Below are 13,609 nucleotides of genomic sequence, written 5' to 3' on the forward strand. Positions count from 1 at the left end.
ACTTCAGTGTATAAGGATAATTTCCTGAAATTTATATATTAAAGAAAGCTTGTTTTTATTAGAATGAGTAAAAGAATTTTGTATTTGATGCATATTCCTTGGGGTTGGATTAAGCAGCGGCCTCATTTTATAGCAGAAGGTCTAAATGATAGATATGATGTGACAATTATTTGCCCAAGATCATTTAAAGCTTATCCATCAAACAATACGCATGCTAAGGTTGTCGAACTATTTCGTTTGCCATTTGAACGCTTTTCTTTTGTGAGGATAATAAATAGGAATCTATATAATCTTCAAGTTAAAAAATACATAAAAAGAAATGATTGCATTTGGTTTACTTCTCCTTTAATGCTTCCTCAAAGGATGTATAAATATTTAGAAGGTAAAAGGGTTATCTATGATTGTATGGATGATATGTTGGAATTTCCAGATTCTAATAAGGAAATAGTAATTCAATTGGAAAGGTCATTATATAAAAAAGCTGATGCCGTTTTTTGTTCTTCTGATTATCTGCTTTCTGTATTAAAAACTCGATATTTTGATAGGAATAACTTATTTGTCGTAAACAATGCTGTACGGGATTCTCTTCCTTGCAGTGTAGTAAAAAATACGGGTTTAATCCCTATTGGTAAAGGGGTGAAAATGGTATATATAGGTACAATATCAGAATGGTTTGATTTTGAATTGATAATCTTTCTACAGAAAAATATACCTAATTTGGAATTATATCTTTTTGGTCCAAAAGATATAGAAATTCCAAGTGATACAAAAATACATTACTGTGGGATTATTCAACATGATATTGTATTTTCTGTAATGGATGAGGCTGATATTTTAATTATGCCCTTTAAAGTGACTCAATTAATTTTATCAGTAAATCCAGTTAAGTTGTATGAATATATACTTTCAGGTCGTCCCTGTCTTGCTCCTTTATATACTGAGAGCTTGAAATTTGGTGAATATGTTTATTTGTATAAAGATATGGAGGATTGTTTGAATATAGTTAAGAATATTATTTCCAGCGGATTTTCTCCTTTGAAAACAAAAGAGGCTTCTCAATTATTTGTAAAATCTAATACATGGGGCGAGCGATTAAAGCAGATAGATGCTGTTTTAAATATAATATTGTAGTTATATGAATAATAGGCTATTGATAAGTTCTATTGATTACAGCTTGTTTTATGCGATATTCTTGTTGTATTCATGTGGATTCTTATTGAATGAGATCTTTAAACATTATTCTCTTCCGCCGGTTTTTACAGTTTTGCGTATCTTTCTTATTATAGTGCTATTTTTTCGAATAATAAGTTTGAAGATGGCGGTTAATCAGAATACTCGTTTTTTAATCCTTTTAGTTTGTTGCTTATCTATCTATTATTTGACAATATGTGTGCCTAATGGCGATTTTTTGATAGGATTAAAATCTTTACGAATATATGTAGAGCCATTAATGTTTGCATTGATGGTATATATATATCGTCATAATGATATGCCGATGAAATATCTTCAACAGATTTATATAAAATCTGTGTTAATAACGGCACTTATAAGTATAGTATTTTATATTATATATTGGACGGGGCATATAAATTATTTTATCTCGGAAGTTCCTTTGACTTCTTTCTTGTCAGGGGGGATAATATTTCGTTCTTATTTGCCAATAGGCTGTCCAAATCAATTAGGTTTATTCTTACTAAGTGGAATTGTCTTGGCATATTTATCTGAGATAAAAAAGAAAAAATGTGTTTTAATCTTTTTGACTATATCGCTTATTTTAACAATTAGTAAAAGTGCAATATTGGCTGCTTTATTTTATTTTGGTCTTCTATATTGTGGTAAATTTCGGAATATCAGAAAATTGATTGTTTTTTGGGTCCTATTGTTCTTTTGCTATTTTATTATTGAATTATATTTTCCAGATACTCCATTTTATATTTATATTACAAATTTGTTTTCAGGGAATGACCCTTCTTCGAATGGGCATATTGCTTCGCTACAAGATGCTATAGAAGCTTTTCCGGAGTATTATTTGTTTGGTTATCCTACTGGGACTGTTGGGGCAAGAGTTGAAACTATTTACAACGTGGAAAGTTCTTTTTTTATTTTAATGTATGATAAAGGAATCCTTTTTTTCCTAATTTATATGTTCATCATGTTTATGTTGTTTGCAGATTCTTTGAAGGTTAAACCTATTAGAATATATATATATGCAATTATGCTAGCGCTGTCTGTTTTGCCCACTATTCAATCATTGGAATGTTTTGCTTTAATTTTAGTATCTCCATTATTGTTATCAAGAATAAAAATTGTTAGTTGTAATATTTAAATAATTATGAAACAGATTTCTGTTGTTATAGTCACATATAATTCTGAGCGATTAATAGATGAATGTTTGAATTCTTTGTTCCAATATAATGATATAGGAGAGAATCTAGAGGTAATAATTGTAGATAATTGCAGTCTCAATGCAACTTCTTTTCTACAAAGAGTAAATAGGCTTTATCCTAGTGTAATTACGATAGAAAATAGTGGTAATAATGGCTATGGGCAAGGTAATAATGTGGGAATTATGGCAGCCAAGGCATCTATTGTAATGATAATGAACCCGGATGTTCGTTTAAAGGAGCCTATATTTAAGAGAGCATTGGAGCTTTATAATACTAACAATAAGTTGATTCTATTAGGAATGCAGCAATTTCAAAGTTTATCATTGAGTTCTTTGTCTTATTGTTGTGATTGGCTTTCTTCGAATTGTTTTACAATGTTACTAGATAAACTATTGAATAAGTATAATATATTTATTCCTAAATTTCAATATATAGCAGGGGCTTGTTTTTTTATTAAGAAATATGAATTTGAACAAATAGGATTGTTTGACGAGCATATCTTTATGTACGGAGAAGAAGTTGATGTGAAACGGCGTTTGCAAAAGCAATATGGTACCTATTGCATTAGATACGCTCCAAAGTTATCTTATATTCATTTAATTCATGGCAGACAGACATCGTTTAATTCGTTTAAATGTTCAATAGATTCTTTAGAGTATTTGTGTAATAAATATAATTGCGAAATCAAATCTTGTTTGAAGAATCAGAAAGGACTTTTGAAAGTGTTACGTTACTGGTATAAAATAAAAAAGGATGTAAATAAAGTGGAATATTTTTCTAACTGTATAGATGAATTGAATAAGCGTGTTGAAAATATATCCTAATAATTATATTATATAAATAACTTCTTAATCTTTTGGCTAATTTCACTGCTTTTTTTATGATGAAAATTCTGTTTCAGTCTCGTAAGACTTTGTTTACAGCTCCAGGTGGAGATACTACGCAAATTTTGAAGACTAAAGAGTTCTTAGAAAAATTGGGTTGTCACGTTGATATTACACTTGATTTGGAACCAGATGTTTCAGATTATGATATTATTCATGTTTTTAATCTGATGAGGCCTCAAGAACTGTATTTGCAAGTAAAAAATGCTAAACGGCAAAATAAGAAGGTCGCTTTATCTACGATATATGGTCCATATGTAGAGTATGAAAAGAAAGCACGAGGAGGTTTTTTGCAATTGCTTAATCAGTTCTTATCTATTACACAAATAGAATATCTAAAAGTAGTTGCGCGTGCTGTTTTAAATGCAGAATTTAATAAAGGAACATTTTTTTATTTATTGCATGGTCATAAAAGATTGCAAAGAAAAATTATTAGTTTGGTAGATGTTTTTTTGCCTAATTCTGATTCAGAGATGTTTCGTGTTGCATCTGATTTTAACATGCATCACTATAATTATGTATCTGTTCCTAATGCGGTTGATATAGCAAAATTTGATTATGATAAAGTCGTTATAGATAAAGAATATGAATGTTTCCGTGATTGTATTTTGTGCGTATCAAGAATAGAAGGACGTAAAAATCAATTGAATATAATAAGAGCCGTTAAGGGTTTGCCATATAAATTCGTATTTGTAGGGAAAGCAGGGGCGAATTTTAAAAAGTATTATGAAGAATGTAAAAATGAAGCCACTAATAATATGTTTTTTTTAGGGCAAATAGATCATGAAAAGTTACCACAATTATATAAACTTGCGAAAGTACATATTTTAGCTTCTTGGATGGAAACTCCGGGTTTGTCTTCTTTAGAAGCTGCTATAATGAGAACAAATATTGTAGTGACTAAGAAGGGAGATACGGAAGACTATTTTGGTGAGTATGCTTTCTATTGTGAACCTGATGATTTGACTTCGATTCGGAATTCAATAATTCAAGCATTTAAGTCTCCATTTAGATATGAATTACTAGAGAAAATTAGGATGAAATATAAATGGGAGGACACCGCTTTGGCGACTTTACAGGGATATAAGTTAGCTTTAGGATATGAGTAAGCGCGTAGCAATTATTGGTACAGTGGGTGTACCTGCCAATTATGGAGGCTTTGAGACTTTGGTGGAGAATATCATTGGTGACAATGCTTCTTCCAATATCGTATATACGGTTTATTGCAGCAGTAAAAGTTATCCTCAGAAGATTGTCCAATATAAAGGAGCTTCTTTGAAATATATTCCTTTACAAGCCAATGGGAGTCAAAGTATTTTATACGATATATTTTCTTTAATAAAGGCGACCAGGCGAAGTGATGTAATCCTTGTGTTGGGAGTTTCCGGTTGCTGTTTCCTTCCGGTTTATCGTTTTTTTTCAAAGAAAAAATTGATAATAAATATCGACGGTTTGGAACATCGCCGCGATAAATGGGGGAAATGGACACGCCGTTTCCTAAAGTTTTCCGAGAATATGGCTGTAAAGTATGCCGATGTAATAGTTTCAGATAATAAAGGTATTCAAGATTACGTGAAGGAAGAATATGGAAAAGAATCGGAGTTGATTGCTTATGGCGGTGACCATGTTTTATGTGATGTGTCTGATATTCAAGAAGACATATTGCAACAGTATGGTCTGAAAAATACGGAATATTCTTTCTCGTTGTGTCGGATTGAACCGGAAAATAATGTCCATGTTACTTTGGAGGCTTTTGCACGTTCAGGCAAATATCTTGTGTTTGTGGGTAACTGGGAACGTAGTTCCTATGGAAAAGAACTGTATGCAAAGTATAATTCTCTGCCTAACATTCAATTATTGTCTTCCATCTACGATCTAAGCGTATTGAATGTTTTGCGCGGTAATTGCCATTTTTATATTCATGGGCATAGCGCAGGTGGAACAAATCCTTCGTTGGTGGAAGCAATGTTTTTTCATAAGCCGATATTAGCTTATGATGTTGTTTATAACCGTGAAACAACGGAAGGAAAGGCTAACTATTTTTCTTCAGAGAATGAGTTGCTGAACTTGTTAAATATGCCTTATGCAGACTATTCTGCTAATGCAGATGCGATGTTGGAAATCGCAAAAAGACGTTATTGCTGGATGTCAATTGCCTGGCAGTATGAGAATTTATATGAATGATTATTTCTTCTGTTGTCATTATCGGTGATCCTATCACTTAGTGAGACCCTTCGACTGTGCTCAGGGTGACAGGAAAAATGGAATAACATGTAATTTTCTTAACTTTGTTCTGACTATAATGATAAATGGTATGGAAGCAACAGTTTTTAATCCTGTTCAGCAACATCTTCTGAAGATGTTTGCTTATGACGGTTCGGAGGAACGGCTTTCCGAAGTAGAAGAGGTGCTTTCCCGCTATTTCTTTGACAAACTTGATGAGAGTCTGAACAAGGCTTGGGAAACCGGTGGGCTTAGCCAGAAACGTCTGGATGAGTTGAGAAACGTGGATATCCGAAAATTGTTGAAGGATGAAAAATAGAAGGATCGGGTTGGATACCGCACTGAACCTGAAAGATTGTCCATTCATTACAAGGTAGAGGAGGCATCGGCAGGAGAAGTAAAATGGAATGCTTTTCATTGAATTTGCAGACAAACTTTAGAGCCTGTCGTACATTCTTATTTGCGCTGTCTTACTTCGCGAAGTCGAAGGGACTCACATAGCGTTTAGGGAGATGTTTCGACTTCGCTTCGCTTCGCTCCCTTAGACAGAGAAAGCGATTTTTTAACGAACTCTGAATATTGTCTAAAAGAAATTGTGTTTCTTCTGAATCCGTTGAATATATAGTTATTTTAAGCTTAAGATTGCATTGTAATTTTATTCCCCTGGCCGGTTTCCCTTGATTCCGGCGGGGGGGGGGTGTGCATATATTAACCAATTCAATCAATAAATATTTATGGATCAAAACCAACAGGCTGCCGAACAGGAAATCGACCTGCTCGAACTGGCCAAGAAGTTGTGGCAACGCCGCAAGACTTTCTATAAAGCGTTTGGCATCGCCGTCGTGGTGGCTCTCGTCATCGCTTTCAGCTTGCCGAAGCAGTATGGCGTGACGGTTACTCTTTCGCCGGAGTCGGGCGAGAACAGCACGGGTGGCAACCTGGGCGGCATCGCCTCGATGATAGGCGTGAACCTGGGCGGAAGCGAGACGGATGCGCTGAACATCACGCTTTTTCCGGACATCCTTTCGTCCAACCCTTTTGCCTTGGAGCTGTATGGGATGCCGGTGACGGTGGAGGACGGTGAAGAAACCACGTCCATGCCACTGAACGAGTACATGGAATCCCAAAGCAAGCCCTGGTGGGGCTGGCTGATGAGCCTGCCCGGCAAGGCTGTGGGAGGCATCCTTTCCCTGTTTAAGGACGAAGAGGAGGGGAGTGCTGCGTTGAATCCTTTCCGTCTGTCAAAGGAAGAAACACTGAAGCTGGAAGCCATCAAGCACTCCATGTCTGCCACGGTGGACAAGAAGACGGGCATCACGACCATCACGGTGACCCTTCAGGACCCGCTGGTGGCGGCTACCGTTGCTGACAGCGTGGTGCGCAAGCTGCAGGACTACGTGACGGACTACCGGACGCGTAAGGCCATTGACGACTGTGCCTACTGGGAGAAACTGTACACGGAACGCCAGTCGGAATACTACACGGCGCAGCAGAAATATGCGGCATACGTGGACGAGAACAAGGGACTGTACACGCAGAAGTCGAAGGTGGAGGGCGACCGCCTGCAGAACGACATGAACCTGGCTTACCAGGTGTATAGCCAGACCGCCCAGCAACTCCAATTGACGCGCGGCAAGATTCAGGAGGCGAAGCCCGTGTTTGCTGTGGTCAATCCTGCCACGGTGCCGATTAAGGCAGCCAGTCCGAAGAAGCTGATGATTCTCGTCGGTTTCGTGTTCCTGGCCTTCTGCGGTACGGCGGGATGGATTCTCTTCGGGGAAGACATTTGGGGTAAATTGAGAATTAAAAATTGAGGATGAAGTGATATTAACACAGAGACACAGAGGCACAGAGTTTTTTTCTTGTTCACGGTTCACAGGGTTAATTTCCCTTCCGTGTGTGGCGAAGCCGCGGACTCCGTGGTCTCCCTGTCATTTTTCCGACAGACCGTTACGGAACTTTGTGTCTCTGTGTCTCTGCGTTTGATATAAACCATTGATTACTTATATAAATATGAGAAAGAACAGACTATGGATATTCCTCCTGCTTCTGCTGGCAGGCGGGGGCGGCAGCCTGTGTGCCCAGTCAATGAGCGACAGCCAGGTGCTGGAGTATGTGAAAGAGAGCGTGCGTCAGGGCAAGGAACAGAAGCAGATAGCCGCCGAGCTTGCCCGCCAGGGCGTTACTAAGGAACAGGCCCTCCGGGTGAAGGAACAGTATGAACGGCAGAACGGTACGGCCGCTTCTACCATGACTGGTACGGACCAGAACGAGGCCCGCCTGCGGGAAGAGACCAAAGACGGGACTTCGGCGATGCTGGACGAACAGCCTACCACGCAGGAACTGGCGCAGGAAGAGCAGGTGTTCGGCCGCAATATCTTCAACACGCGCAACCTGACTTTTGAGCCGAACAGCAACCTGCCCACTCCGCCCAACTACCGGCTGGGTCCGGGCGACGAGGTGGTGATAGACATCTGGGGGGCAAGCCAGAACACCATCCGGCAGACCATCTCCCCGGACGGTACGATCAACCTGCAGGAACTGGGGCCTGCCTACCTGAGCGGCATGACCGTGGAGGAGGCCGGCCGATTCCTGAAAGCAGAGCTGGGTAAGGTCTACAGCAACGAGAATAACCAGATACGGGTGACGCTGGGCAACACGCGCACCATCCAGATCAACATCATGGGTGAGGTGGTGCAGCCGGGCACGTATGCGCTTTCCGCCTTCTCGACCGTGTTCCATGCCCTGTATCGTGCAGGCGGCGTGAACCGCATCGGCAGCCTGCGCGATGTGCAGCTGGTGAGAAACGGCAAGAAAATCGCTTCGGTGGATGTGTACGACTTCATTCTGGAAGGCCGTGTGCAGTCGGACATCAGTCTGCAGGAAGGCGATGTGGTCATCGTTCCCGCCTATGAGTCGCTGGTGAAGATGAGCGGCAAGGTGAAGCGTGCGATGAAGTTCGAGATGCGGAAAGACGAGACGCTGGCCACGCTGCTGGACTATGCCGGTGGCTTCGAGGCGGATGCCTACACGAAGACGGTGCGCATCGTGCGGCAGAACGGCGAGGAATATGAGGTGCGCACGGTGGAGGAGAAAGACTACCCGGTGACGGAGCTGCGTGACGGCGACGTGGTGACGGTGGGTGCCATCCTGAACCGTTTTACCAACAAGGTGGAGATAAAAGGCGCGGTCTACCGTCCCGACATCTACGAGCTGGACGGCAAGGTGAACACGGTTCGTGCCCTGATAGGGCAGGCGCAGGGCCTGATGGACGATGCTTTCACGAACCGTGCCGTGCTGCAGCGCCAGCGTGACGACATGACCTCCGAGGTGCTTGCCGTGGACGTGAAGGCGCTGATGGAAGGCCGCATCCCCGACATCCCCCTTCATAAGAACGACATTCTGTATATCCCCAGCATCCACGACCTTCAGGACTTGGGCAGTGTGACCATCACGGGTGAGGTGGCCAGGCCGGACAGCTATCCCTATGCCGACCGCATGACGCTGGAAGACCTGATTATCCAGGCCGGCGGTCTGCGTGAGGCTGCTTCTACGGTGCGTGTGGACGTGTCGAGACGCATCAAGGACCCGGAGAGCCTGAATGCCACGGACAGCATCGGCCAGATGTTCTCCTTCGCGCTGAAGGACGGCTTCGTGATAGACGGCCAGCCCGGTTTCGTGCTCCAGCCTTACGACCAGGTGTTCGTGCGCCGCAGTCCCGGCTACCAGGTTCAGCAGAACGTTCGTGTGCAGGGCGAGGTGGTGTTTGGCGGTACTTACTCGCTGACCAGCCGTGCCGAACGCCTGAGCGACCTGGTGAAGAAGGCCGGCGGCCTGACAGCTACAGCATACGTGCGCGGCGCCAAGCTGACCCGCGTGGCCAACGACGACGAGAAGCGCCGCATGCAGAGCGTCATCGAACTGATGGGGCGTGAGCTGGGTCAGGGCACGCTGGACTCCTTGGGCATCCGCGTGCAGGACACCTATACCATCGGCATCGACCTGGAAGCTGCGCTGGCCCGTCCGGGCAGCGACAAGGACCTGGTGCTTCGCGAGGGTGATGTGCTGCAGGTGCCTGAATATACGAACACGGTGAAGATAAGCGGTGCGGTGATGGTTCCGAACACGGTATCATACGCGCAGGGTGAGGGTGTGAAGTATTACCTGAGCCAGGCGGGCGGTTACAGCCAGCACGCGAAGAAGAGCAAGAAATTCATAATCTATATGAACGGTCAGGTGGCCAAGGTGAAAGGTCGTGGGCGCGGTCAGATAGAACCTGGCTGCGAGATAGTGGTGCCGAACAAGAAGAAACGGAACGGTGCCAACCTGTCGGCCATCCTGGGTTATGCCACTTCGTTTGCCTCGTTGGGCACAATGGCAGCCTCGATAATGAATCTGGTGAAATAACGCCGTTCGGCAGACATAGCTTATTAAAAACGCCGCTATCCGGAAATGCAGAAGTGCGTCTCCGGATAGCGGCGTTTTTGGTAAGTAGTTGCTTACATTTTACTCCACGTAGAGCACCAGTCCCTTGAGATATTCCCCTTCCGGGTGATAGATATTCACCGGATGGTCGGCAGGCTGGGTCAGTTGGTGCAGGATGCGTACACTTCTGCCCGACATGGCGGCTGCCGTGAATACTGCCGTGCGGAACTGTTCCTTGCTGACAGCCTGCGAGCAGGAGAAGGTGAAGAGTATGCCGCCGGGTTTGATTTTCCCGAAAGCCCGTGCGTTCAGTTTGCGGTATCCCATCAGGGCGTTGCGGAGAGCATCCCGGTGCTTGGCAAAGGCAGGCGGATCCAGCACGATGAGGTCGTAGGCATTGTCGTCCATTTGTTCCAGGAATTTGAAAGCATCCTCGGCGAAAGCCTTGTGGCGCGGATCGTCGGGGAAGTTCAGGCCGATGTTTTTGTTGGTCAGTTCAATGGCCTTGGCCGAGCTGTCTACCGAATGTACCGACAGGGCACCGCCTCTCATGGCATACACCGAGAATCCTCCGGTGTAGCAGAACATGTTCAGCACCGTGCGTCCGTGTGCATACTTTTCCAGCAGGGCACGGTTTTCGCGTTGGTCTACGAAGAAGCCGGTTTTTTGTCCTTTCAGCCAGTCTATGTGGAAATTCAGCCCGTATTCAGTGGCCACGTTATCTGTGCTTCCTCCTTTCAGGAAACCGTTTTCCGGAAAAAGGTCTGCCTTGTAGGGGAGGGTCGTTTCCGATTTATAGTAGATGTTATCCACCTCGCCTTGCATCACTTCGGTCAGTGCTTCTGCTATCTGCATGCGTTCCATGTGCATACCGGCTGAGTGAGCCTGCATGACGGCAGTGCGCGCATAGATGTCAATCACCAATCCCGGCAGGTTGTCGCCTTCGCCATGTACCAAGCGGTAGGTGTTGTTGTCGGTACGTCCGATGAGGCCGATGCTGCGTCGCATTTCGCGGGCTGTGGCCAGTTTACGCCGCCAGAAGCTGTTGTCTATCGTTTCGTCCTCGCGGAATGTGAGTACCCGCACGGCGATGCTTCCTATCTGGAAATGTCCGCGGGCGATAAAATCTTTCTTCGATGTATAGACTTCTACGATTTCTCCTTCTTCGGGCTTTCCGTTGATGCGTGCAATGGCGCCCGAGAATACCCACGGGTGAAAGCGTTTCAGCGATTCTTCTTTGCCTGGTTTCAGGTAGACTTTATGCATAAGTAAGTATTTTAAATTTTAATGGGAATTCAAGGGGTCTGGAGTTGAGGTGTTTGTGGGTCGTCCGCAATCATGAAGTCGCCCGTGCGTTTCAGTTCCTCCAGCCGGTTGTAGATGTTGAGGCATGCCCAGGCATCAGTGGCGGCATAGAGCTTTTGCGGTTCGGTCAGCCTGTCCGCTTCCCAGTTGGTGAGTTGTTGGTTTTTTGATATTTTTTCGCCGAAGAGTATGCCGTATATTTTCTGCAGGCTTTTGTCTTCAATGCCGAAGACTCTGACGTATTCTTGCAGTTCGATGCAGGCACGTTGTTCAAAGGGAGCCCGCTTGTGCAGCATCATGAAATCGTCTTTCAGCGACAGGCCTACTTTGGTGACATTCGGGCTTTCCAGCAAGTTGATGATGGGCAGCGTCAGTCCGGTCAGGTTGAGGCGGAACAGAAAGCAATGGTCTTCGGAGGACACTTGCAGGAGTGCAACCTTATGCGGCCGTCCTTTGGAGAACGAGGGACGTGTTTCGCTGTCGATGCCCACAATCTGGTATTGTTTCAGAAAGGCCACGGCTTTTTCTGCCTCCCACGGGGTCTGCACTACGTGTATCTGTCCGGGGAAAGTGACCTTCGGCAGCTCTTTCAGTATTTCTTTGTCAATGCTTCGTTGGATAATCATGGGTTGCAGTATTTTATTGTGGAGCGAGGTCGAACTCCGTGTCCTCATCATACAGTTCGTCTTCGCCTTGTTGGTATCTCACTTCATGCAGGGCGCGCAGCGTGTTTACTAACTTCTGTCCCCAATAGAGGCGGAAGTTTTCCTGGCAGATGGCCAGTGCGTCGTGCATGGTTTCGTTCAGTCCCAGTCGGAAGACGAAGATGAAGTTCTTGATATCCTGGTAGATGTCGGCCAAGTCTTCGGAGATGTAGCGCGTGATGGGTTGGTCGCTGTACTTCATGTCTTCTACAAACACATCCAGATAGTCGTCTTTTTCTGCCAGAATGCCAGCTACGGTCATGCGCAACACTTCGTAGGTTTCTTCCGTGACGCATTCTTCGGGCATCTCTTCGCCTATGGGTTCGCAGGGTGGCAGCAGAGTCGCTTTCAGATAGAGCAGGGGGAGTATCTTCAGCGTGGTGTCAACAAAGTCCGGACGGCGCACCCCTTCAGCCTGTTCCATGTATTTACAGAACTCGGCGGCTACGGTGACAAATTCGATGACGTTCCGGTCGAATATCGTTTGGCTTTCTTTCTTCATGATTCTGAATTTGATTTGCAAAGATAAGGGAATTTGGGGGGAAGCGCAAATTTCGTTCTTACAAAGTTTTCTTAAACGCGGAGACGCGGAGACACGGAGACGCAGAGTTCCGTTATTTCCTGTCGGAAAAATGGCGGGAGAGACGCGGAGCTCACGGCTTCGCTGCACTGGAGAAGGGAAAATAACTCTGTGAGCTATGGAGAAGAAAACAAAAACTCTGTGTCTCCGTGCCTCTGTGTTTAGTGTCATTTAATTTTGCACATTTACTTAATCTGATTTGTGTCTCTGCGCTCCTTAATTTATTATGAAAAAAGGATGGACGGTATGGCAGAAAAAACTATCTTTGCTTTTGTTTGCGATAAGTAAAGATGAAAGATAAAATTTGTGTACAGGTTTATCATGCTCCCTGCGGGGATTTGCGGGTAGGCTCCTGGAGAGATTGCCTGTGTCTGTGCAACTGGGTGCATGAGAAGCATCCAGGACGGGTGGACAGACGTTTGCAGGCTTACTTGAAAGCTGATTTTGAGTACCTTCCTACGCCGGTCACTCGTGAGGCTGTCTGTCAGTTGGAGGAGTATTTCAGCCGGAAAAGGCAAGTCTTCGACCTGCCTCTGCTTGAGGTGGGAACAGCGTTTCAGAAAGATGTCTGGAAACGGTTGAGGGAAATTCCATACGGACAGACTTGGACTTACGCGGCATTGGCTGCGCAGTTGGGGATGCCGTCTGCCGTCCGTGCCGTGGCTAATGCGAATGGGGCCAATGCGCTTTCTGTCTTCATACCCTGCCATCGGGTGATAGGTAGCAACGGTGCGCTGACCGGGTATGCAGGTGGCACAGAGGCTAAACTTTTTCTGTTGGAATTGGAGCGGGACGGGATGCTGGATAAAGGGGGGATGTAAACTCCTTATGCCGGACGCTGATGTCGATGTATAAGGACGAATTATCTGGTAGGTCCTTTGTAGAAAGATGCCAGGCTATAAGCAGCCGACTGCCGGGGTATAAGCAGCGGGCTTGTTATATGTTAGAAATAACATGCTGACAGTCAACAGAATAAAGGTTGTGCCATTCATGGATCCAGCGTTTAAGTTACTCCAATAGCAGAAAAACTGCCGCATAATATCCGGAAAATAAATGGGGGGATTGTCTGATAATTCCTCTATATTTTTTAAATTTGCCCTT

General features: G+C 44.4%; 12 protein-coding genes. 9 read left to right on the plus strand and 3 right to left on the minus strand.

Features of this window, described 5'->3' with window-relative positions; genetic code table 11:
* Positions 1-63: 63 nt before the first annotated feature.
* The 8 genes from B5F34_RS11720 to B5F34_RS11755 all read left to right on the plus strand — a co-directional run bounded on the left by B5F34_RS11720 (position 64) and on the right by B5F34_RS11755 (position 9,901).
* The gene (locus B5F34_RS11720) at positions 64-1,131 is read left to right on the plus strand and encodes a glycosyltransferase family 1 protein (protein WP_140393003.1); all 1,068 of its coding nucleotides are present in this window, start codon (positions 64-66) and stop codon (positions 1,129-1,131) included.
* 184 nt (positions 1,132-1,315) lie between these two features.
* Entirely contained in the window at positions 1,316-2,326 is a 1,011-nt protein-coding gene (locus B5F34_RS11725; RefSeq protein ID WP_140393004.1) for an O-antigen ligase family protein, read from the plus strand.
* A gap of 6 nt (positions 2,327-2,332) precedes the next feature.
* Positions 2,333-3,211 carry a glycosyltransferase gene (locus tag B5F34_RS11730; protein WP_087339189.1) on the plus strand — a complete coding sequence of 293 codons (879 nt, stop codon included), beginning with the start codon at positions 2,333-2,335 and terminating at the stop codon, positions 3,209-3,211.
* Positions 3,212-3,267: 56 nt separating this feature from the next.
* Complete coding sequence (locus B5F34_RS11735) at positions 3,268-4,380, plus strand: glycosyltransferase family 4 protein (RefSeq protein ID WP_239448933.1); 1,113 nt, start codon at positions 3,268-3,270, stop codon at positions 4,378-4,380.
* Complete coding sequence (locus B5F34_RS11740; RefSeq protein ID WP_087339192.1) at positions 4,373-5,455, plus strand: DUF1972 domain-containing protein; 1,083 nt, start codon at positions 4,373-4,375, stop codon at positions 5,453-5,455. The genes B5F34_RS11735 and B5F34_RS11740 overlap by 8 nt, the downstream gene beginning before the upstream one ends.
* A 130-nt stretch (positions 5,456-5,585) precedes the next feature.
* Entirely contained in the window at positions 5,586-5,813 is a 228-nt protein-coding gene (locus B5F34_RS11745; protein ID WP_087339272.1) for a hypothetical protein, read from the plus strand.
* 415 nt (positions 5,814-6,228) lie between these two features.
* Entirely contained in the window at positions 6,229-7,308 is a 1,080-nt protein-coding gene (locus tag B5F34_RS11750; protein ID WP_087339196.1) for a Wzz/FepE/Etk N-terminal domain-containing protein, read from the plus strand.
* A 274-nt stretch (positions 7,309-7,582) separates the two neighbouring features.
* Positions 7,583-9,901: an SLBB domain-containing protein gene (locus tag B5F34_RS11755; RefSeq protein ID WP_162609331.1), complete on the plus strand. Its 2,319-nt coding sequence runs from the start codon at positions 7,583-7,585 to the stop codon at positions 9,899-9,901.
* Between the two features lie 99 nt (positions 9,902-10,000).
* Here B5F34_RS11755 and B5F34_RS11760 read toward each other — a convergent pair whose 3' ends face one another.
* From B5F34_RS11760 to B5F34_RS11770, 3 genes are read right to left on the minus strand one after another with little or no spacing between them, the layout of a single operon-like run.
* On the minus strand, positions 10,001-11,185 hold the full coding sequence (locus B5F34_RS11760; RefSeq protein ID WP_087339202.1) for a class I SAM-dependent rRNA methyltransferase: 1,185 nt from the start codon (positions 11,183-11,185) through the stop codon (positions 10,001-10,003).
* A 29-nt stretch (positions 11,186-11,214) separates the two neighbouring features.
* Positions 11,215-11,850 (minus strand): 3'-5' exonuclease, encoded by a 636-nt coding sequence (locus B5F34_RS11765; protein ID WP_087339205.1) that lies wholly within the window; start codon positions 11,848-11,850, stop codon positions 11,215-11,217.
* A gap of 13 nt (positions 11,851-11,863) precedes the next feature.
* Positions 11,864-12,430, minus strand: coding sequence for a DUF5063 domain-containing protein (locus B5F34_RS11770; RefSeq protein ID WP_087339274.1), 567 nt, complete (start codon positions 12,428-12,430; stop codon positions 11,864-11,866).
* A 368-nt stretch (positions 12,431-12,798) separates the two neighbouring features.
* On the opposite strand from B5F34_RS11770, the gene B5F34_RS11775 reads away from it, so the two are divergent.
* Positions 12,799-13,329, plus strand: a complete 531-nt coding sequence (locus B5F34_RS11775) for a methylated-DNA--[protein]-cysteine S-methyltransferase (RefSeq protein ID WP_087339210.1) — start codon at positions 12,799-12,801, stop codon at positions 13,327-13,329.
* Positions 13,330-13,609 lie beyond the last annotated feature (280 nt).

Source organism: Mediterranea sp. An20, assembly GCF_002160055.1.
Classification (GTDB): Bacteria; Bacteroidota; Bacteroidia; order Bacteroidales; family Bacteroidaceae; genus Bacteroides; species Bacteroides avicola.